Raw genomic sequence first — 19,837 nt, 5'->3', positions numbered from 1 at the left:
GTGTGTGCCCGGCGCTTTCACCCGGGTGATTGCCGGTTCCGTGCCGTCCGCTCACCCCGCCACGACACATCCTTCGGGACGTCCAGATCTCTTGCCCCCCGAGAGGAGCACGATGTGCGTACAGGCAAGGAATACCTCGCGGCACTGAACGACGGCCGCACGGTGTGGGTGGGTGACGAACTCGTCGACGACGTGTCCACGCACCCCAAGACCAGGGCGTACGCCCGGAGCCTCGCGGACTTCTACGACCTGCACCACCGTCCCGACCTCCAGGACGTCATGACGTTCCTGGACGAGGACGGTGTCCGGCGGTCCATGACGTGGTTCCAGCACCGCTCCAAGGAGGACCTGCTGCGCAAGCGGCGCTACCTGGAGACGGTGCAGCGGGAACTGGGCGGCGGTGCGATCCCGCGCACGCCGGACGTCAACAACTACGTCCTGCTGACCTACGTCGACGACCCCGAGCCCTGGAGCAGCCAGTCCGTCGGGACCGACGGGCGGGACCTCACCGGTGGGATCCTCGACTTCTGGAACGTGATGCGGGACGGCGACCTCAACGCGACGCCGGCCTTCGTCGACCCGCAGGCGGACCGTTCGCGCGATTCGGCACAGGCCATCTCCCCCGCACTGCGGGTGGTCGCCACCTCGGACGAGGGCATCACCGTGCGGGGTGTGAAGTCGATCAGCACCGGCGCGGCCTTCGGGGACTGGATCCACATCGGCGTCTTCTACCGCCCCGGCATCGTGTCGGAGCAGATCATCTACGGGGCGGTGAAGCCCAACACCCCCGGGGTCACCATCATCTGCCGCGAGAGCAACGTCCGCGACGGCGAGGAGGTGGAGCACCCGCTCGCCTCGCAGGGTGACGAGCTGGACAGCATCATCGTGTTCGAGGACGTGCTCATCCCCTGGAACCGGGTCTTCCACGTCGGCAACCCCCAGCACGCCTCGCTGTACCCGCAGCGCGTCTTCGACTGGTTGCACTACCACTCGCTGGTGCGTGCCATGGTCAAGGCCGAGCTGATGCTCGGTCTGGCCCTGCTGATCACCGAGCACATCGGCACCTACCAACTGCCGCCCGTCCAGGCGCGGATCGCCCGGTTCGCCGGCTTCCTCCAGACGCTCAAGGCGCATGTGATCGCCTCGGAGGACGAAGGCTTCTTCACTCCCGGCGGCATCTACAAGCCGAACGTCCTGATGTTCGACTTCGGGCGGGCGTACTACATCGAGCACATCACCGACCTGACCCACGAGCTCATCGACCTGTCCGGTCGTGCCGCGCTCATCTATCCCACCGAGGGGCAGTGGGAGCGGCCCGAACTGCGGCCGTGGCTGACGGCGCTGCAGACCGGACCGGTCGGCAGGCCGCACGACCGGCTGAAGATCAGCCGGGTGATCCGCGACATGTTCCTGTCCGACTGGGGCGACCGCATCAGCACCTTCGAGAACTTCAACGGCACGCCCCTGCTGGCCATCCGAAGCCTCACGATGAAACGTGCCGAGATGTCCCCCACCGGCAGCATGGCGGACCTCGCGCGCAAGGTCTGCGGCATCGAGAGCGTGAGCAACGACGGGGAGCAGGAGACCGCGTACCTGGCCCAGGCGGACTACGCCCGACGCCAGGACGCCTCTCGTCAGAACGCCTCGTAGCAGGATGCCGGGGCCCGGGTCAGAGCATGCCGCACTCCCGGGCCCTGGCGACCGCTGCGCTCCGGTCGTGCGCACCGAGTTTGCGGAAGACCGCCCGTACCTGTGTCTTGACGGTGTTGTGGGACACATAGAACTCGGCGGCGATCTCCCGCAGTGTCAGCGGACCGCACAGGGCGCGGAGCACCCGGCGCTCGCCGAGCGACAGCTCCTGGGGGCCGGACACGACGAGCGGCACGACGGTGTCCTCCCCGACTCCCCCGAGCAGATCCGTGAGCACTCCTGGTGACTCGCACCGGGCCGCTGCCCGCTCGGCCGCCTCACGGGCTTCCCGCGCGGCGTCCGCGTTGCGTCGCGCAGTGGCAAGTCGTGCCCGTGTGCCGTGATACAAGGCGTGCATCTGGGGTTCGCTTCCTGTCCTGGACGAGTCCGCCAGCGCCGCTTCCGCATCGGCCAGGGTCCGTTCGGCCTCGTCGGCCCGTCCCTCATCGAGGAGCAGGCCGGCCCTGCCGATGTAGGCGGGCGCCGCGACGAAGTGCCGCTCCAGCCCGGCCGTCCCGGCCGCGTCCAGGGCTTCGTCGCTCAGCATGCGCGCCGGCTCATGGCGTCCGGCCAGCAGGGCGCACAGCGCCCGCAGCCCCAGCGCGCGGACGAGCGTCAGGCCGTGCCCCGCGGCATGCGCGTCACGGGTCGCCTCGCCGAGCAGCGCCTCGGCCTCCTCGTACCGGGAGGTCCACAGCAGAGCGGTACCGCGGGCCGTACAGGCCAGGGCACGCCAGGAAGTCAACGGGACGGTGCCGGCGAAGACGGTTTCGGCGAGACGGTCGCCGGTCAGGACCTCCCCCTGCAGCCAGCAGGCCACGGCCCGGGCGACGGCCGCCGCATCGGACACCGTGCTGCCTTCGCCGACCTTCTCCGCTCCCGGCCCCCTGAGCCGGACCACGTCCAGCCAGCGCCGGGCCGTGTCCGGAGCACCCCCCGACAGGGCGGCCATCGCCGCCACGACGCACAGTCTTGCGTCGGCGGCGACCGTGCGGAGCGGCAAGAGCTCCAGCCATTGTCTGACCTCCCGACCGCGGCCTGCCGAGATCGCCTGTTCCCAGTCGTGGAGTATCGACGCGACGGCGGCGGCCTCGTCACCGCCCCGCACCCAGTGCCGTACGGCCGCGGTCGTCTCGCCCTGCCGTGAGTACCACCGAGCCGCCGATCGGTGCAACGGTACGGCGGTCTCCGGCCCTTCGGATCCGAGGAGGTCGCAGAGCAGCGCGGACAGTGCGCGGTGACGCCGGTATGCCGAGGGATCGGCGGCTACCGGGACGAGCAGCTGGACGGTCCGTGCGAGCTCGCGCAGCAGTACGCCCGCCCGGTCCCCGGCGAGGGCCCGGCACGGCCCGGCACTCAACTCGTCGAGCACACTGGTGCGGAGCAGGAACTCGCGCTGTTCGGTGGTGAGCCGGTGGAGCACCTCGGTGGCCAGGTACTCGGTGACCGCTCGCCTGCCGCGGGCCAGGTTGGCCACCGTGTCGGCGTCGTCCGACGAGCGGGCGAGGGTACGGCCCATGATGCACAGCGCCGCCGCCCACCCCTCGGTGGCCTCGTACACCGCGCTCGACGTGTCCGGGGCCGGAGCGGACCCGAGCAGATCGATGAGCAAGGCCTGTGCCTCCTCGGGGGTGAAGGCCAGGTCGTGCCGGTCGAGTTCGGCGATCGCGCCCCGGGCGCGCAGGGTCGGTACGGGTCCACCCGGAATGTGACGGGTCGACAGAACGACGCGAAAGCCCTGCGGAAGCCTTGTCAGGAAATCCGAAAGGCTGCGGACCGCATCGACGTCCGTGATCGATTCCACTCCGTCGAGGATCAGCGCGAGCGGTCCCTGTCCGTCCAGTCCGCTCACGAGGCTCGGCAGGATCTCCTCGAGCCATGCGTCGAGTGTCCACTCGCCGCTGTGGGGGCGGACGGGCAGTTCCGGCCGTACGTGCTGCAACGCCCGCAGGATGCCGGCCCAGAGCCGGCCCGGGGCGTTGTCGTACGCGTCCAGGCTGAGCCAGGCGCACGCGCCACGAGTTGCGAGGCTTCGCGACCACTCGGTCAGGAGCACCGTCTTTCCGGCACCGGCGGGCGCGGAGACCACCACCACGGGCTCGGTCGACGCGTCCAGCCGGCGCAGCAGCCGGGGGCGGGTCAGCTGGTGCGGGGGCTGGTCCCCAGGACGCAGCTTGAAGGTCGGCACGGAACTGGTCATGGCACCTTCGGTGGAGTCGTCAGGACTGGTGGAGCCCCCGGCGTCCGTGGCTCGCCTGCAGGAGCCGGACGCCGGGGGCCGTAGCGGACCGGGGCAGGGATACGGCAGCCTTCGCCGGGCCGCTGTCACCCGCGCTAGCAGGGGGGCCTGAGCGTGCCGAAGTCTCCGCCGAAGTGGAGCAGCGGCCGGCCTTCCATCCGGTGTTCGAAGTGACGGACGTCGCCCACGAATATGGTGTGATCGCCGCCGGGCAGCGCCGCGGCGACGTCGCACACGACAGCCGCGATGGCGTCCTTCAGCACCGGCACGCCGTGGTCGTCGATGGTCTCCACACCCGCGAACTTGTCGGGCTTGGAAACGGCGAAGTTCCGCGCGAGGTGCTCGCTGTCCTCGCCGAGGACGTTGACGGCGAAGCGACCGTGCTCCGCGATCGCGGTCCGCGTGTACAGCTGGTTGCCGATGCACACGAGCAGTTGGAGCGGCTCCAGCGACAGCGCGGAGACGGCGCTCGCCGTCATGCCGATGGGCGTGCTGCCCGAGCATGTGGTGATCACGCTGACACCCGTGGCGAGCCGGCTCATCGTGGCTCGGAACCCGAAGACGACATCAAGGGTTTCACTCATTTGAGGACCTCCGTGAATTCGGGGCTGAACCCCGCGGTGTGATGAAGTGTTCGACGTCGGCCGTCCTCGTGGATGATCGGCTCGTGTCGTGGTGGCGCCGTGGGGATCAGTCCGTGACGAGGGGTTCGAGGACGAAGGTGTGGCGCAGCAGGGTGTACGGCACGTCGGTCATGCCCCGGCAGGGCCCGGCGTCGGCCGGGTAGGTGTCGTAGCGGTCGACCAGCGACTCCTTGACGCCGAACACCGGATCGGTGTCCAGGTGCGGGTCGTCCGAGGGGAACAGCATGGTGGTCACGCGCTGGAATCCCGGCGCTTCGATCAGCAGGTGCACATGGGCGGGACGCATGAGCGACCTGCTGGTCGCGCTCATGAGTTCGCCGACCGGGCCGTCACCGGGGATCGGGTAGCTGGACGGGCGAATGGAACGGAAACCGAAGTGCCCTGTCCCGTCGGTGCGGAACAGCGCGCGCATGGCCGGCTCGTCCAGGCCGGGCACCTCCATGTCGTAGTGGCCGTCCGCGTCGCTGTGCCAGACGTCCACCGCCGCATCGGCCACCGGCGCTCCCTCGTGGTCCACGACCCGTCCCTCGAAGAACAGCGGGGTACCGGACAGACCCCCGGAGATGTCGGCGGCGTCGGCCTGCTGCGGCCTGTCCGCCCTGAAGTACGGGCCCAGCACGCTGTTCTGCGTGGCCTGGCTGGGGCGTCGGTTGCTCAGGGCGTCGACCAGCATGGTGACGCCGAGCACGTCGGACAGCAGGATGAACTCCTGACGCGTCGGGGTGCACGTCTGCCCGGTGCGCGTCAGGAAGTCCACTCCCCGGGCCCATTCGTCCTCCGTCAGTTCGACGTCGCGGACGAACGCGTGCAGGTGCCGCACCAGTGATTCCAGGATCTCGGCGACGCGGGAGTTCTTGGTGTCCCGCATGGTCGAGATCACGGCCTCGGTGATGGTGTCGCTGGTCAGATCACGCATGACGCGCTCCCGTGGTGGTTGGGTGGTGGACCGCGGACTCGGTCCGGGGATGTCCGTCGCCGGATGATGTGCACGGCGGCTGTCCGGCCCAGGCGCGGGCCAAGAGGGCGCGTACCGCCGTCCGTTCGACTGGTCGCGGGTTCCAGTAGCCGTCGCGCACGATGAGTTCGGCCGCCTGCTCGATGCCCGATTCCGGCATGCCGAGGTCCCGCAGTGCCCTGGGGGCGGCGAGCCGTCCCGCGAAGTCGAAGAGTCCCTTCGCGGCGTCGGCCGCCGACAGCGCCCTTGCGATGCGTGCCATGGCCTCGGGCGCCGCCGGTGCGTTGTAGGCGACCACGTGCGGCAGCACGACCGTGTGGGTTTCGGCGTGCGGAAGCCCGAACGTGCCCCCCAGCACATGGCACACCTTGTGATGCAGGGCCATGCCCACCGTGCCCAGGCACGTGCCGGCCAGCCACGCCCCGTACAGGGCGTCGGCCCGCGCCTCGCCGTCGTCCGGACGTTGTGCGACGACCGGGAGGGAGCGGATGAGGGATTCGAGCGCTTCACCGGCCATCAGGAAGGCGAGCGGGTCCCGGTCCTGTGCGTAGAGGGCCTCCACCGCGTGCGCCATCGCGTTGATGCCGCTGATCACCGATGCCGCCGCGGGAAACGTGAACGTCAGGTCGACGTCGTACACCACGGTCTTCGGCAGCACTTCCGGCAGCCGGCGGGTCGTCTTCCGGCGCCCTTCGGTCTCTCCGAGGATCGGCGTCATCTCCGAGCCGGCGTACGTGGTGGGCAGCGCCAGCTGTGGCAGCCCGGTCCGCAGGGCGATCGCCTTGCCGAGGCCGATGGTCGAGCCACCGCCGATGGCGAGCACCGAGTCCGCTCCCACGGTTCTGGCATACGCGACCGCCTTCTCCGTGACCTCGACGGGGGTGTGCGGAGCCGCTTCCGTGAAGGTTCCCACCGCCGCCGTACCCAGTACGTCGTGTACCTCCACTGCCTGGCCCGCTTGACCAGGTGTGCACAGGATGAGCACGCGACGGCATCCGAGGGCATCAGCCTCTTCAGGGATACGGCTGCGCGTACCGCTGCCGAAGACCACCTTGGTGATCTGTCCCCGATGCACGAATGTCTTCATGAGAATTCCCCAGTCCCGCCGTCTGCTTGGAACCAAGACTTTCGATGCCTGATTGACGGGGGTCAACGTAATCCGCGAGGGATAACGGGCACCGGCGTTGAAATACCTTGTTCGTGCGACAGGCTCCGCGCCCGGGGCCTCCGGCTGTCGACGGACATCACTCGTCTGCGCGATGCGGTGGGTGTCCATGGGCTGGATCGTGGATCCGGACCTCTGTCAGGCGGAGATGCCGGTCGAGGTCACCGGAACGGCGTCCGAGGGGTCCGCATTCACGAGCGGCGAGGGTTCAGGTCGGGGGGTGCCGAACCCAGGAATACGGCCGCTGTCCGTGCGTCTCCCGGACCAGGTGCGGACCGGTCCGGCGCGCACCTGATCGACGGCTGAGATCCGGCCGTCGTCCCCACCCCAGGAGGCACCATGACCGGAACCGACTGCGAGGCCGACCCCGACATCCCGCTGAGTCCGGCGGCGACGGGGAAGACCGATGAGGACGCGAAGGCTCTGGCGGACCACGACATGCAGGCCCGCTTCGAACCGGCACTGGTACACCGTGACCGGCTTTTCGCGGCCGCCGTGCGGATGACCGGCAGTCCGACCGACGCCGAGGACCTGCTCCAGGAGACGTACGCCCGGGCCTACGCCTCGTTCCACCAGTTCCGCGAGGGCACGAATCTCAGGGCCTGGCTGTACCGCATCCTCACCACCACGTTCCTCAACCACCGCCGCAGTCAACGCAGGCGGCCGCAACGCGACGACACGACGGCGATCGAGGACTGGCAGATCGCCCGCGCGGCCTCGCACACCTCGTCGGGACTGCGCTCCGCCGAGGCCGAGGCGCTCGACCACCTGCCCGACTCGGACGTCAAGGCGGCGCTGCAAGCCGTCCCGGAATACTTCCGGACGGCGGTGTACCTCTTCGACGTCGAGGGCTTCACCACCCGTGAGATCGCCGACATCATGCAGACTCCCGTCGGCACCGTGCTGTCCCGACTGCACCGAGGTCACCGACGGCTGCGCTCGCTGCTGGAGGACTATGCCCAGGAGCACCGTCTCGTCCCGGCGGGCCACGTTCGAGGCAGTGGGTCCGCACCACGGGCTGGTGAGCGAGGTCACCCGGGACGGCGGCGGAAGGCGGGATGCACGCAGGGGGCAGCGGTGTTCCAACAGCGCATGGAACACCCGTTGACAGCCCTCCGGCCCGGTGTCCGGGACAGCCCCGGGCCGGAGGGCTCGACTCCCGTACCGAGTGAGTGAGGAAGAGATGCCGAGACCCAGCACCGGTGCCGTCGATGCCGAGCTATGTGCACTCCTCGTCATGCCGGACGGCTCGGCGGTGCCCGTGTCCACGCGACTGGGCTATCGTCCCGACGATCCCTACGCGGTCCGTGCGACCTTCCGCCTCGGCGGTGACCGGGCGGTCGAGTGGTTCTTCGCCCGTGAGCTCCTGAGAGAGGGGCTGCTCCAGCCAGTCGGTATCGGCGACGTCCGCCTGCGCCCTGCTTGGCACCAGGGACAGCACATGGTGCAGATCGTCCTCACGCCGCCCGCAGGACGGGCGGACCTCATGTTCCCCTGGCCGGTGGTGACGGAGTTCCTGCAACGCACCGATGCGGTGGTGTCACCCGGCACCGAGCACGTGCATGTCGACCTGGACACCCAACTGATGCATCTTCTCGCAGAGCACTGACCCACACCCACGATCGATCGATCATCGATCACAGCGATCGGGACAGGAGAGCACGATGATGACCGTGCTGTCGCCGATCTTCGCTCTGCTCGCAGCGGCAACCAACGCACTGGGAACCGTGATGCAGCGCCGGGCCGCCACCGTCGTCCCGCAGTCCAGCGGTCTGCGCATCGGCCTGATGTGGGACCTGCTGCGCACACCGGTCTGGCTGCTCGGCATAGGTGGGGTCGCCCTCTCGGCGATCTTCCAGGGCGCCGCGCTGGCCACCGGCGCCCTGGCGGTCGTACAGCCGCTCTTCATGCTGGAGTTGCCGTTCGTGCTGCTGCTCGCGAGCATCGTCTTCGGGCGCCCGTTGCCCCGGGCCGGCTGGGTGCCCGTCGGCAGTATCGGGGGCGGCCTGGGCCTGGCGTTGTTCGCGGCCGCGCCGACCGGTGGCACTCTCGGGATCCCCGCGGCCCGGTGGACAGCGGTACTGACCTGCTGCCTGCTCGCCGTGGTGGTGCTGTGCAGCGTCGCGGTCAGGCTGCCCAACGGCGCGGCGCGCGCCGCGTGCATGGGCCTGGCCGCCGCCGTCTCCTACTCCCTCACTGCCGCGCTCATGAAGTCCTCGACCGCCGCCCTCGGCCGCCGGGGTATGGGTGCCTTCTTCACCACATGGCAGACCTATGCGTTCGCAGCCCTCGGCGTGTGCGCGCTGTTCCTGCTGGAGAACGCCATGCAGTCCGGACCGCTGGTCGCCTCCCAGCCTGCCCTGACCCTCGGGGACACCCTGGTGAGCCTGGCGCTCGGCGTCACCCTCTACGGGGAAAGACTGCGTGGTGGCTGGTGGCTGACCCTCCAGGTGCTCGGGCTCGCGCTGGTGGCGTACGGGGTCGCCCGCCTGTCACGTCAGCATCTCGTTCCCGCAGGAATGTGAAATACCCGATTCGTGCGAGAGCGGCCGACGGCACAACCCTTGAATCGCAGCCAATATCGCCGATCTGCGGGATGGCCAAGCGCGCCGTGGCATCGGACCGTGGAACCAGCTCTCAGCGGACGGCCCCGGCAGGCTGAATGCACATCGGGCGGACATGTCGGCGGCGTAAAACACTCCGTGATGGACACAGAATTCACGCGAGCATCTGGAGATCCGAAAAATATGGGGAAATTGGTCAATACGGCCCTGGAGGCCGTGGCGGATGTGCCGGATGGAGCGTCGTTGGCCGTGGGCGGGTTCGGATTGAGTGGTGTGCCGAACGTGCTGATCCAGGCCCTGTTCGAGCGAGGCGTCGGCGGGCTGTCGGTCGTCTCGAACAACTGCGGGGCAATGGATTCGGGCCTGGCGGTACTGCTCTCGGCGGGCCGGATCGGACGGGTGACAGGATCGTATGTCGGGGCGAACAAGGAGTTCGCGCGGCAGTACCTGTCCGGTGAGCTGGAGGTGGAGCTGATCCCGCAGGGCACGCTCGCCGAACGGCTGCGCGCCGGCGGCGCGGGCATCCCCGCCTTTTACACCCCGGCGGGGGTGGGCACGCAGGTGGCCGAGGGCGGTCTGCCCTGGCGCTACGACGGCTCCGGCGGGGTCGCACTGGCCTCGCCGGCCAAGGAGGTGCGGGTCTTCGACGGCACCGAGTACGTGCTCGAACGCGGCATCCGCACCGACTTCGCGCTGGTGCGGGCGGCGCAGGGCGACCGGCACGGAAACCTGGTGTTCAGCAAGTCCGCCCGCAACTTCAACCCCCTCGCGGCCATGGCCGGCAGGCTCACGATCGCGGAGGTGGAGGAGCTGGTCGAGCCCGGCGAGATCGATCCGGACGCGGTGCACCTGCCCGGCATCTTCGTCCAGCGGGTGTTGGCCCTCACCCCGCAGCAGGCGGCGGACAAGAAGATCGAGCGGCGGACGGTGACCAGCTGATGGCCTGGACTCGTGAGGAGATGGCCGCCCGCTCCGCGCGTGAGCTGCGCGACGGCCAGTACGTCAATCTCGGCATCGGCCTGCCCACGCTGATCCCCACCTACCTGCCGCCAGGGGTGGAGGTGATCCTCGAGTCGGAGAACGGCATCCTGGGCACCGGCCCCTACCCGGGTGCGGACGAGGTCGACCCGGACCTGATCAACGCCGGCAAGGAGACCGTCACGGTCCTGCCCGGCGCCTCCTTCTTCGACTCCGCACTGTCCTTCGCGATGATCCGCGGCGGGCACATCGACGTCGCGGTGCTGGGTGCCATGCAGGTCTCCGAGCAGGGGGACCTGGCGAACTGGGCAATCCCCGGAAAGATGATCACGGGGATCGGCGGTGCGATGGACCTGGTCCACGGCGCCCGCACGGTCATCGTCGTCATGACGCACACAGCCAAGGACGGCTCGCCGAAGATCCGCACCGAGTGCACGCTGCCGCTGACCGGGAAGCACTGCGTGAACCGGATCATCACCGATCTCGGTGTCCTCGACGTCACCGACGAGGGGCTTGTGCTGGTCGAGTGCGCACCTTCCGTCGACGTCGAGGAGATCATCGCCAAGACCGACGCCAAGCTGACCGTCACGGAGGGCCTGCTGTGAACCCCGTCTACATCGTCGACGCCGTGCGCACGCCGATCGGGCGCTACAACGGCGGCCTGGCCTCGGTGCGCCCCGACGACCTGGCTGCCCACGCCATCCGCGAACTCCTCTCCCGCATACCCCAGTTGGACCCTGCGCGCATCGAGGACGTGTACCTCGGCAACGCCAACGGCGCCGGCGAGGAGAACCGCAACGTGGCCCGCATGGCCGCCCTGCTCGCCGGCCTGCCCACCAGCGTGCCCGGGGCGACGGTCAACCGGCTGTGCGCCTCCGGACTCGAAGCCGTCATCCAGGCCGCCCGCGCCATCGCTGTCGGCGACGCCTCCGTCGCCATCGCCGGCGGCGTGGAGTCCATGACCCGCGCCCCCTACGTCCTGCCCAAGAACGACGGACCGTTCCCGGCCGCCCACGCCGAGCTGTACTCCACCACGCTGGGCTGGCGCATGGTGAACCCGGCGATGAACCCGCAATGGACCATCCCTCTCGGGGAGTCAGCCGAGCTGATCGCCGAGAAGCACAAGATCGTCCGTGAGCAGCAGGACGAGTTCGCCCTGCACAGCCACCAGAAGGCCGCAGCCGCCCAGGAACAGGGCCTGTTCGACGCCGAGTTGGTGCCCGTCCCGGTCCCGCAGCGCAACGGCGACCTCCAGCTGTTCGCGGCCGACGAGTGCGTACGCCCGAACGCCTCCCTCGCGGCGATGGCAAGGCTCAAGCCGTCCTTCCGTACCAAGCAGGGCACGGTCACCGCGGGCAACGCCTCCCCCCTCAACGACGGCGCCGCCGCCCTGCTGCTGGCCGACGAGGAGGGTGTGAAGGCCATCGGCCGCGAGCCGCTGGCACGCGTCTGCGCGACCGGAGTCTCCGCGATCGACCCCGACTACTTCGGCCTCGCCCCCGTCGAGGCCGTCGACCGGGCCCTGGCCAAGGCCGCCCGGACCTTCGCCGATCTCGACGTACTGGAGCTGAACGAGGCCTTCGCCGCCCAGGTCCTCGGCTGCCTCGCCGAATGGCCAGAGTTCGACCCGGCGATCCTCAACCCGCAGGGCGGCGCCATCGCGCTCGGCCACCCCCTCGGCGCCTCCGGCGCCCGCCTTGCCGGCACCGTCGCCCACCAGCTCGCCAGACGCGGCTCCGGCACGGGCGTCGCCACCCTCTGCATCGGCGTGGGCCAGGGCCTCGCCCTCGTCCTCGAACGCTGACACGAACGGGGCGAGCAGACCGTCGTGGGGAACAGCGTCCGGGACGGGAATCGGCAGCGGCCTCCGCGCGGGGTCGGCGGGTGCGGACGTACGGTACTGATATGTGCGCCATGCGGGAAGGCGGCGCGGCGCAGCCCCACGGGCTCCGCTCCCCTTCACCCACCGCCGGGTCACTGCGCCGGGCCGAGCTGGACCGGCTGCTGGAGCTCGCCGTGCGCGACACCGGCGTGCACGCGGGAGCGGTCTTCCTGCTGGCGTCCGACGGCCAGACCCTGCGGCTGGAGGTGGCCGCAGGCATGCCGGCGGAGTATCTCGCGCCCTGGTTCGGGGTCCCGCTGTCGAGCCGCTTTCCCGTGACCGATGCGGTGCGCGAGCGGCGGCTCGTCTGGCTCGGCGACCCGGAGGACCTCGCCCGTCGCTATCCCCGCACGGCGATCGCCCTGCCCTACCACCATGCGGTGGTCGCGGCACCGCTCCTCACCGGAACCACGGTCTGGGGCGCACTGCTGCTGTTCTGGCCCGGCGCCGGCGCCACCAGTACCGACGGCCCGAGCCCTGAACGGGTCCGTGCCGCCGGTCGGCGTCTTGCGCGGTTCCTGCGCGACGCCGCCGGCACCGGCCACGCCGTCGGCCCGGGACCCACACCCCGCACCCTGGTGCAGCCGCCCGCCGGCAAGCGGGGGCCGGCCGAGGCGCTCGCCGCGGCCGACCTCGTCGAGCGGCTGCCCTGGGGCAGTTGCTCCCTCGACCTCCAGGGCAGGTTCACCTACGTCAGCGCCACCGCCGCCGCCCTACTGGGCGCGAGCAGCCCCGACGATCTGATCGGCACGCGTCCCTGGCAGTCCTTGCCCTGGTGCACCGACCCGGCCTTCGAGGACCACTTCCGCGCCACCGTGGTCAGCCGGAAGCCCGGCTACTACACCGCCATGCACCCGCCGGACCAGTGGCTCGCGTTCGAGCTCTATCCCGACGGCTCGGGGGTGAGCGTCCGCATATCGCCGACCGGTCCGGGCGGGGGCTCGCAGCCGGGGCCCACCATGACGGAGACGTTCCGGGGCGAGCCGATCCGCTTGGGCGAGATCTACCGGGTGCTGCACCTGGCCGCCGCCCTGTCGGAAACCGTGGGCGTCTCAGACGTGGTCGATCTGGTCACCGAGGAGATGCTGCCGGCGTTCGGAGCCCGGACCGTCGCCCTGCTCGCGGCCGAGGACGGCAGAATGCGGGTCATCGGCCGCAGCGGCTACAACCCCTCGCTGCTCGAACACTTCGACGGCGTGCCGCTGACCCACCCGGCACCCGCGGTCCGGGTCCTCGCCACCGGCGTGCCCAGCTTCTTCGCCTCCTTCGACGAGCTGTCCCGGGCCTACCCGCCCGCCCCGCATCAGAAGGGTCTGCATGCCTGGGCGTTTCTGCCGCTGATCGCCTCCGGGCGTCCGGTGGGCTCGTGCGTGTTCGCCTTCGACCGGCCCCACCCCTTTCCCGACCAGCAGCGGGTCGTCTTCATCGCGCTCGCGGGACTGATCGCGCAGGCGCTGGAACGGGCCCGCCTGTACGACACCAGCAACGAACTCGCCAAGACCCTGCAGGCGGCCCTGCTCCCCGACTCGCTGCCCAACCTTCCTGGACTGGATGTGGCGGCCCGCTATCTGCCCAGCGTCCGCGGCATGGACATCGGCGGCGACTTCTACGACCTGGTCCGGGTCGACGACACCACCGCAGCCGCGGTCATCGGCGACGTCCAGGGCCACAACGTCACCGCCGCCGCGCTCATGGGCCGGGTGCGCCCCGCCATCCGCTCCCACGCCGCCTCGGGGGCCACGCCGTCACAGGCCCTCGCGCAGGCCAACCGCCAGCTGGTCGCCATGGACCCGGGCCGCTTCGTCAGTTGCCTCTACGCCCACCTCGACCTCGCACACCACCGAGCCGTCCTCGCCACCGCCGGCCATCCCCCGCCCGTTCTGCGTCACCCGGACGGCCACGCCGAGGTCCTTCCGCTCCGACCCGGCGTGCTACTCGGCATCGACCCCGACGCGGACTACCCTCCCACCGAGATCCCGCTGACCCCCGGCACCCTCCTCGCCCTGTACACCGACGGCCTCGTCGAGACTCCCGGGGTCGACATGGACGACGCCATGTCCGGGCTCGCCACCCAGCTCGCCCGGGCCTCGACCCAGCCCATGGACCGGCTCGCCACGACCCTGATCGACCATGCACGGAAGACCGCGCCCCGGACGGACGACATCGCCCTGCTGCTCATCGGGCTCGCCACCGCCGGGTAGCGCGCCCCCGGCCAGACCTCGCCGGCAGGCACTTGGGACGTACGGCATGCCTTGACAGCGAAGAGACGGAGGGCAACGATGGGAACTATGGAAACTAATCCAGTTTCCCGAGTTTCCACCAGTGACGAGCGGCGTGCGGACGTGATCGTGGAGGCGGCCGGCCGGCTGTTCTTCGGGGCGGGTTTCGCGCGGGTGAGCATGGACAATCTCGCTCGTGAGCTCGGGATGAGCAAGAAGACGATCTACCGTCATTTCCCGGACAAGCGCAGCCTGCTGGCCGCGGTGCTGGACCGCCAGTTCGCCGCGGTGGAGCGCACGCTGGTGGCGGCGACCGAGGACGCGGAAGGGCAACCGTTCGGTGTGCGGGTGCAGCGGTTCCTGATCGCGGCGGGCAGTGAGCTCGGGCGGATCGGCGCGCCTCAGCTCGCCACAGGGCGGGGCGACGCGATGCTGCGCCAGTACGTGGAGCAGCGTGTGGACGCGGTGGTCTACCGGCGGCTCGACGAGCTGTTCCGGGAGGGACACCGGCAGGGCTTGCTGCCCGCGCCGCCCGAGCTGCTGAGTGAGATCACCCGCGGCGCGTTGGAGCGGCTACTCATGTCGGAGTTGCCGCGCGATCTGGACTGGACCGCGGCCGATCTGCTGCGGGCGACCGTCGACACCGTGCTCTACGGGGCGATCCGCCCGACAGGCCGGGGCATCGACGACGAACAACCCCGGGCGGTCATCCCGACGGCCCTCGACGACGATCAGGAGGTGGGCCCATGACCGGGACGGCCGGCAGGGTGGCATTGGTGACGGGGGCCAGCAGCGGAATCGGTGCTGCCACGGCCCGACTTCTGGCCGCGCGAGGGATGCGCGTGGTGGTCAACTACCTCCGCAACACCAAGGCGGCCGAGGAGGTCGTGGCCGACATCGAGGCCGCGGGCGGCCAGGCCATGGCCGTGCAGGCCGACGTACGCGAGGAGGCGGCCGTCGAGAGCATGGTCGGACAGGTCCAGGCGGCTTGGGGCGGCATCGACGTGCTCGTGCACAACGCGCTCATCCCGTATGCGGTCAAGCCGTTCCAGGACATGACGTGGGAAGAACTGGGCGGCAAGATCGACGCCGAGATGCACGCGGCGTTCGCGGTCACCAAAGCCGTACTGCCCGCCATGACCGAGCAGGGCTGGGGACGCCTCATCTACATCGGCACCGGACTCAGCCGCCTGCCTCGGGCGGGCATGATCGCGCTGGGCGTTTCCAAGGCCGCACTCGAGCAGTTCGCCCGGTATCTCGCCCAGGAACTCGGCCCGCAGGGCATCACGGTCAACGTCGTCTCGCCCGGCCCGGTGGAGTCCCGCACCGCCGATGCCGTGCTCGACGACGCGACGAGGCAGCGGCAGGTGGCCGCCACCCCCTTGGGCCGCCTGGCCTACCCGGCCGACGTCGCCCAGGCGGTCGCCTTCTACGCCGCCGAGGACAACTCCTTCATGACCGGTACCACGGCCGCGGTCAACGGCGGCATGGCCATGTACTGACGCCCCGCTGACCTCCGCGCACACGGCCGAACCCTTAAACGATCAAGGAAAGACGTTCATGCACACGATCGACCTGGCCTACGTCGGACGAGGCCTGCACGAGGAGCTGGCCGCCTACATCGCCGACCAGCAGGACTACTACGCCGAGGAGGGTGTCCACGTCGCGCTGCGCGACGGCTGCACCTGGGACGTGGAACGGCTGCGCCGCTGCGCCACCATCGGGCTCGGCCGGGCACTGCTGTCACGACTGACTGACGGCACCCCCTGGGTCGCACTCAGTGTCAACACCCACCGCCCGCTGTTCTGGTTCCTCGCCCGCCCCGGCCTGACCTCCCTGGCCGACCTGGCCGGGCGACGGCTGGCGGTCCACGCCCCGCACACCCCGCCCGGCGCATTCGCCCGGATCGTGCTGCGAAAGGCCGGCCTTGACCCGGACCGTGACGTGAAGACCATCGTCCGCTCGCCCGGCGACTACGGCATGGATCTGCGCCGGCTCAACGACGGCAGCATCGACGCCGCCTACGTCGGCAGCACCATGGCACCGGAGGCGGTGGCCGCCGAGCACGGCTGGCAGGTGCTGGCCTGGGTCGGCGACCACTTCCAGATCCCCACCGTGGGCGTGGCCGTCGACCCCACCTACATCTCACCGGACGACCCCGCGGTCCAGGCCGTCGTACGAGCCCACCGGCGCGCCCTTCAGGTGATCCACGACGACCCCGACACCACGGTGCGCCACATGCAGACGTTCCTCGGCGGACAGACCGCGGAAGAGGCCCGAGCCCACTACGACACGTTCATCGCACCGTACTTCACCACGGACGGCCAGGCCGACCTCGCTGTCGGCGACAAGGCGATCACCGCGGTCGCCGCCGAACTCGGCGTCCCTGCCACCGTCACCGCGGCCGAGTTCTACCGCACCGCGGCCACAGCCTAGGCATCAGGAGTCGAGTCGTAGGGTGCGAAGCCCTGGGCCCGCGGGCCGATGGTGTCACTCCGGTGACCGCGACCGCGGCGTGGTTCTTCTCAGGTATGGGCTTCCTCCTTCCGGGCCGCCGTCGATCAGGGCCCTCCCGCCTCCGCGGTCTTCCACCGGCGACCAGCACAACGGTCACGGACTACGCCGAGCCCGCCTCGGCAGTGCCCACGCCGGTCGTGCGGAAACTGGCCCGGAACGCACCAGGTGTCACACCCAGCTGCCGTAGAAACGCTCTGCGAAGCGACTCCGGTGAGCCGAACCCCGTGCGCCGGGCCAGCACAGCCATGGGGTCATCGCAGGTCTCCAGCAGTGCCTGGGCTTCGGGCTCTCGGCGACCGCGTCCAGGACCCGGCGGAGTATCTCTTGGCGGCTGTGCGGGGCACGGGAGCGGACGCTGAACTGGGACGGGCCACCCGGTCGTTGCATGAAGACGACCATGTCTTTGGCGACCGCCCGAGCGACCTCCGCGCCGTAGTGGAAGGCGTCACTGACAGCGCAGGTACGCCACACCGGTCACCCCGCTCAGGGGGCCCGGTGCGGCGCAACCCGGGTGCGAAGCGCCCGTTGAGCGGGCGTCAACATGCGCCAGAAACGAGGTAGGTTGATCTGGCCGAGCAGGCTAATCCAGGCGGGATACCTGATAGTGGCCGATGGACCAGTCGTCCCCTGTGCGGACAACGAGGACGGAGAGTTTCACGTCCAGCGGGGGCCGGTCTGTGAACGAGAACTCGACGGCGAGGTAGCCGAGGACGAGGTCGTCGGCGTGCCGCCTGGTCTCGAGGATCCGGTATGCCGCCTTCATGCCGAGGGGCTGGGAGTCGTAGTAGTCGGCGACGCCCTGGCGTCCGACGCTGTAGGGGTGCAGCCCCTGGAAGACGGCGTCCTCGGTGAAGAGGGCGGCGACGCGGTCGGGCTGGTGCGCGTCGACCGCGGCCTTCCACTGGTCGAGCACTCCGCTCAGGATCTCCGCGTCGTCGGTCGTGGCGGTCATGTCCACTCCTTGGTCCAAGACTCGGTGTACGGTCAGTGTCCGGCGCTCATGCCGCCGTCGACGTGCAGGATCTCGCCGGTGACGAAGGGCGCCTTCTCCAGGTAGAGCACGGCGTCGACGATGTCGCTCACTTCACCCATCCGGCCGACCGGGTGCAGGGCGGCGAGGAACTCATGGGTCTCCTCGGGGTGCATGGGGGTCTTGATGGTGCCCGGCGACACCGCGTTGGTGCGGATGCCACGGCGGGCGTACTCGATGGCGAGGGACTTGGTCGCGGACTGCAGGCCGCCCTTGGTCAGAGAGGCAAGCACCGAGGGCACCCTGGAGTCAGCGCTGTCCACCAGGCTGGTGGTGATGTTGACGATGTGACCGCCGCCCTGGGCGAGCATCTGCTCGACCGCCAGCTGAGTGATACGGAAGAAACCGTTCAGGTTCACGCCGATCACGGCCGCATAGTCGTCGAGGGTGTAGTCGGTGAAGGGCTTGGCGACGAAGACGCCCGCGTTGTTCACCAGGGTGTCGACCCGGCCGAACCGCTCCACCGCGGCGGAGATGACACGGCCGGCGGTGGAGTGATCCGCGACGTCCCCCTGGACGGTGACGACCTCCGCGTCGTCCGAGGGTGCGATGGTGCGGGAGGTGGCGACGACCGCGTACCCGAGTGCGCGGTAGCCGTCCACCAGTCCGGCGCCGATGCCCTGTGACGCGCCGGTGATGACGGCGACCTTCTGCTGCGCAATACTCACGGTGATCTTCACTTTCGAGGTGGGAGGACTGTTCCGGACCGGTGGAAGAATTACTAGCCGACCGGTCGACTATTCGACGATAGGCGGCCGTGCGCCCGCGAGGCAACGGTTGGCGGCCCCTCCGCTGGGACTCGATTCCTCCCGTCTGGGAGGCCGTGGCTCTCAGTGCAGGTGAGGACGTTGCAGGTAGAGGACCACGGATTGCGTCGGCACCCGACGGATCGCGTCGGGACCGACGGGTTGCGTCGGTGCCGGGGAACGGCGGCTTCCGTCGGCGGGGACTCGGTCTCTACTGCCGGTACGGGTCACCGGCGGGCAGCCAGGCGTCGGCGGCGTGTATGCCGAGGTCTACGACGCCGTCACACAGGGCGTCCATGGCAGCGATGACCGCCGCGCGTGCCTCGTCCTCGCGTCGGACGAGGGACCAGGTCCAGTAGACCTCGGGGGCGACGACGGGGCGTCGCACCAGGTCGGCCGGGAGCGCGCAGGTCTGACCCTTGGGCGAGTTGATGATCGGACGGTCGCTGCGGCGGACGTGGTCGAAGAAGGCCGGGCCGGTGATGCCGCCGTCCGATATGGGCACGGCTCGGGCTCCGGTGTCACGGGCGAGTTCTTCGGCGTAGACGTTCCAGGACGACCAGGACGTGATGTCGTCGTCGAGGAGAACCGCGGTGTCCCGGGCCCGCACGGGGCTGGTGTCGTCTCCCTTGGCGACGGCATAGAGCCGATCGGCGCCGAGGATCCGGGCGTTCAGGCGGTGCCGTTCCACGTCCTCGGCCCGTACCCAGCACACCGCGAGATCGAGGCTGCCGTCGGCCACCCGGGCTGCCTGGGTGTGGGAGGGGGCGACCCAGGCGTCCATGTGGATCTGAGCCACCGCGGAGGTACGAACGGTCAGATCTCCGGGCAGCCAGTTGACGTAGCCGAGCCGGACCGGTTCGGAGCCGGACAGCCGGCCGGCGCGGCGCTGGAGGTCATCCGCCCGTTCCAGCAGAGCGCGGGTGTGCGGGAGCAGTTCCGCACCGGCCGGAGTGAGGGACACCGAGCGGCGATCGCGCTCGAAGAGGCGCACCCCGAGGTCGCGTTCGAGGGCCTTGATCTGCTGGGAGAGGGAAGGGCCCGCGATCAGAAGCCGCGCGGCGGCCCGGCCGAAGTTCAGCTCCTCGGCCACCGCGATGAAATACCTCAGTTGGCGCAGCTCCACGCCCGTCATGCTACGCGCGCTGGGAGGTGTCACCTATCAGCAAGGAGGGAGCCGGTCGTGGCAACGTCCCTGGTGGCAGGGCC

At 70.0% G+C, this 19,837-nt stretch carries 18 protein-coding genes and 1 pseudogene; 11 read left to right on the top strand and 8 right to left on the bottom strand.

Features of this window, described 5'->3' with window-relative positions; all coding sequences use genetic code 11:
* The first annotated feature begins 114 nt into the window (after positions 1-114).
* On the top strand, positions 115-1,650 hold the full coding sequence (locus ACZ5NH_RS17925; RefSeq protein ID WP_468776283.1) for a 4-hydroxyphenylacetate 3-hydroxylase family protein: 1,536 nt from the start codon (positions 115-117) through the stop codon (positions 1,648-1,650).
* A gap of 19 nt (positions 1,651-1,669) precedes the next feature.
* On the opposite strand, the gene ACZ5NH_RS17920 is transcribed toward ACZ5NH_RS17925, so the two are convergent.
* From ACZ5NH_RS17920 to ACZ5NH_RS17905, 4 genes are all read right to left on the bottom strand, one after another.
* Positions 1,670-3,889 carry a winged helix-turn-helix domain-containing protein gene (locus ACZ5NH_RS17920; protein WP_468776281.1) on the bottom strand — a complete coding sequence of 740 codons (2,220 nt, stop codon included), beginning with the start codon at positions 3,887-3,889 and terminating at the stop codon, positions 1,670-1,672.
* Positions 3,890-4,023: 134 nt separating this feature from the next.
* Positions 4,024-4,512 carry a flavin reductase family protein gene (locus ACZ5NH_RS17915; RefSeq protein ID WP_365331541.1) on the bottom strand — a complete coding sequence of 163 codons (489 nt, stop codon included), beginning with the start codon at positions 4,510-4,512 and terminating at the stop codon, positions 4,024-4,026.
* A gap of 106 nt (positions 4,513-4,618) precedes the next feature.
* Complete coding sequence (locus ACZ5NH_RS17910) at positions 4,619-5,488, bottom strand: dioxygenase family protein (RefSeq protein ID WP_468776278.1); 870 nt, start codon at positions 5,486-5,488, stop codon at positions 4,619-4,621.
* Positions 5,481-6,614, bottom strand: coding sequence for a maleylacetate reductase (locus ACZ5NH_RS17905; RefSeq protein ID WP_468776276.1), 1,134 nt, complete (start codon positions 6,612-6,614; stop codon positions 5,481-5,483). Before ACZ5NH_RS17905 ends, ACZ5NH_RS17910 begins: the two co-directional genes overlap by 8 nt.
* Positions 6,615-7,031: 417 nt before the next feature.
* On the opposite strand from ACZ5NH_RS17905, the pseudogene ACZ5NH_RS17900 reads away from it, so the two are divergent.
* The 10 genes and pseudogenes from ACZ5NH_RS17900 to ACZ5NH_RS17855 form a co-directional block, all read left to right on the top strand.
* Positions 7,032-7,700, top strand: a pseudogene (locus ACZ5NH_RS17900) (sigma-70 family RNA polymerase sigma factor); the annotation flags it as partial.
* Between the two features lie 175 nt (positions 7,701-7,875).
* Positions 7,876-8,301 (top strand): SsgA family sporulation/cell division regulator, encoded by a 426-nt coding sequence (locus tag ACZ5NH_RS17895; protein WP_468776274.1) that lies wholly within the window; start codon positions 7,876-7,878, stop codon positions 8,299-8,301.
* Positions 8,302-8,356: 55 nt separating this feature from the next.
* Entirely contained in the window at positions 8,357-9,217 is an 861-nt protein-coding gene (locus ACZ5NH_RS17890) for a DMT family transporter (RefSeq protein WP_468776272.1), read from the top strand.
* A 222-nt stretch (positions 9,218-9,439) separates the two neighbouring features.
* Positions 9,440-10,195, top strand: a complete 756-nt coding sequence (locus ACZ5NH_RS17885; protein WP_055704909.1) for a CoA transferase subunit A — start codon at positions 9,440-9,442, stop codon at positions 10,193-10,195.
* The gene (locus ACZ5NH_RS17880; RefSeq protein WP_351618988.1) at positions 10,195-10,839 is read left to right on the top strand and encodes a CoA transferase subunit B; all 645 of its coding nucleotides are present in this window, start codon (positions 10,195-10,197) and stop codon (positions 10,837-10,839) included. The genes ACZ5NH_RS17885 and ACZ5NH_RS17880 overlap by 1 nt, the downstream gene beginning before the upstream one ends.
* The gene (locus ACZ5NH_RS17875; RefSeq protein WP_468776269.1) at positions 10,836-12,038 is read left to right on the top strand and encodes a thiolase family protein; all 1,203 of its coding nucleotides are present in this window, start codon (positions 10,836-10,838) and stop codon (positions 12,036-12,038) included. Before ACZ5NH_RS17880 ends, ACZ5NH_RS17875 begins: the two co-directional genes overlap by 4 nt.
* Positions 12,039-12,139: 101 nt before the next feature.
* Positions 12,140-14,317, top strand: coding sequence for a SpoIIE family protein phosphatase (locus ACZ5NH_RS17870; RefSeq protein ID WP_468776266.1), 2,178 nt, complete (start codon positions 12,140-12,142; stop codon positions 14,315-14,317).
* 141 nt (positions 14,318-14,458) lie between these two features.
* Positions 14,459-15,085 carry a TetR/AcrR family transcriptional regulator gene (locus ACZ5NH_RS17865; RefSeq protein WP_468776264.1) on the top strand — a complete coding sequence of 209 codons (627 nt, stop codon included), beginning with the start codon at positions 14,459-14,461 and terminating at the stop codon, positions 15,083-15,085.
* Complete coding sequence (locus ACZ5NH_RS17860) at positions 15,082-15,837, top strand: SDR family NAD(P)-dependent oxidoreductase (RefSeq protein WP_451555370.1); 756 nt, start codon at positions 15,082-15,084, stop codon at positions 15,835-15,837. Before ACZ5NH_RS17865 ends, ACZ5NH_RS17860 begins: the two co-directional genes overlap by 4 nt.
* A 58-nt stretch (positions 15,838-15,895) precedes the next feature.
* On the top strand, positions 15,896-16,771 hold the full coding sequence (locus ACZ5NH_RS17855) for an ABC transporter substrate-binding protein (RefSeq protein ID WP_351618921.1): 876 nt from the start codon (positions 15,896-15,898) through the stop codon (positions 16,769-16,771).
* Positions 16,772-16,952: 181 nt separating this feature from the next.
* On the opposite strand, the gene ACZ5NH_RS17850 is transcribed toward ACZ5NH_RS17855, so the two are convergent.
* From ACZ5NH_RS17850 to ACZ5NH_RS17835, 4 genes are all read right to left on the bottom strand, one after another.
* A complete protein-coding gene (locus ACZ5NH_RS17850; protein WP_468776260.1) occupies positions 16,953-17,099 on the bottom strand; it encodes a hypothetical protein in 147 nt (48 codons plus the stop codon).
* 333 nt (positions 17,100-17,432) lie between these two features.
* Positions 17,433-17,804: a nuclear transport factor 2 family protein gene (locus tag ACZ5NH_RS17845; RefSeq protein ID WP_030651808.1), complete on the bottom strand. Its 372-nt coding sequence runs from the start codon at positions 17,802-17,804 to the stop codon at positions 17,433-17,435.
* Positions 17,805-17,836: 32 nt separating this feature from the next.
* Complete coding sequence (locus tag ACZ5NH_RS17840) at positions 17,837-18,550, bottom strand: SDR family NAD(P)-dependent oxidoreductase (RefSeq protein WP_468776257.1); 714 nt, start codon at positions 18,548-18,550, stop codon at positions 17,837-17,839.
* Between the two features lie 289 nt (positions 18,551-18,839).
* A complete protein-coding gene (locus ACZ5NH_RS17835; RefSeq protein ID WP_468776255.1) occupies positions 18,840-19,763 on the bottom strand; it encodes a LysR family transcriptional regulator in 924 nt (307 codons plus the stop codon).
* Positions 19,764-19,837 lie beyond the last annotated feature (74 nt).

It is taken from the genome of Streptomyces sp. NPDC031426 (assembly GCF_055581585.1).
Note: the sequence above shows the minus strand (reverse complement) of the source record. Positions and strands in the feature narration are given on the sequence as shown.

Bases quoted from the DNA above. Each gene is read 5' to 3' on its own strand.
- ACZ5NH_RS17920 (WP_468776281.1), bottom strand. From the start codon at position 3,889: ATGACCAGTTCCGTGCCGACCTTCAAGCTGCGTCCTGGGGACCAGCCC.
- ACZ5NH_RS17860 (WP_451555370.1), top strand. From the start codon at position 15,082: ATGACCGGGACGGCCGGCAGGGTGGCATTGGTGACGGGGGCCAGCAGC.
- ACZ5NH_RS17905 (WP_468776276.1), bottom strand. From the start codon at position 6,614: ATGAAGACATTCGTGCATCGGGGACAGATCACCAAGGTGGTCTTCGGC.
- ACZ5NH_RS17880 (WP_351618988.1), top strand. From the start codon at position 10,195: ATGGCCTGGACTCGTGAGGAGATGGCCGCCCGCTCCGCGCGTGAGCTG.
- ACZ5NH_RS17890 (WP_468776272.1), top strand. From the start codon at position 8,357: ATGATGACCGTGCTGTCGCCGATCTTCGCTCTGCTCGCAGCGGCAACC.
- ACZ5NH_RS17915 (WP_365331541.1), bottom strand. From the start codon at position 4,512: ATGAGTGAAACCCTTGATGTCGTCTTCGGGTTCCGAGCCACGATGAGC.
- ACZ5NH_RS17850 (WP_468776260.1), bottom strand. From the start codon at position 17,099: ATGGCTGTGCTGGCCCGGCGCACGGGGTTCGGCTCACCGGAGTCGCTT.
- ACZ5NH_RS17895 (WP_468776274.1), top strand. From the start codon at position 7,876: ATGCCGAGACCCAGCACCGGTGCCGTCGATGCCGAGCTATGTGCACTC.
- ACZ5NH_RS17885 (WP_055704909.1), top strand. From the start codon at position 9,440: ATGGGGAAATTGGTCAATACGGCCCTGGAGGCCGTGGCGGATGTGCCG.
- ACZ5NH_RS17870 (WP_468776266.1), top strand. From the start codon at position 12,140: ATGTGCGCCATGCGGGAAGGCGGCGCGGCGCAGCCCCACGGGCTCCGC.
- ACZ5NH_RS17835 (WP_468776255.1), bottom strand. From the start codon at position 19,763: ATGACGGGCGTGGAGCTGCGCCAACTGAGGTATTTCATCGCGGTGGCC.
- ACZ5NH_RS17910 (WP_468776278.1), bottom strand. From the start codon at position 5,488: ATGCGTGATCTGACCAGCGACACCATCACCGAGGCCGTGATCTCGACC.
- ACZ5NH_RS17845 (WP_030651808.1), bottom strand. From the start codon at position 17,804: ATGACCGCCACGACCGACGACGCGGAGATCCTGAGCGGAGTGCTCGAC.
- ACZ5NH_RS17855 (WP_351618921.1), top strand. From the start codon at position 15,896: ATGCACACGATCGACCTGGCCTACGTCGGACGAGGCCTGCACGAGGAG.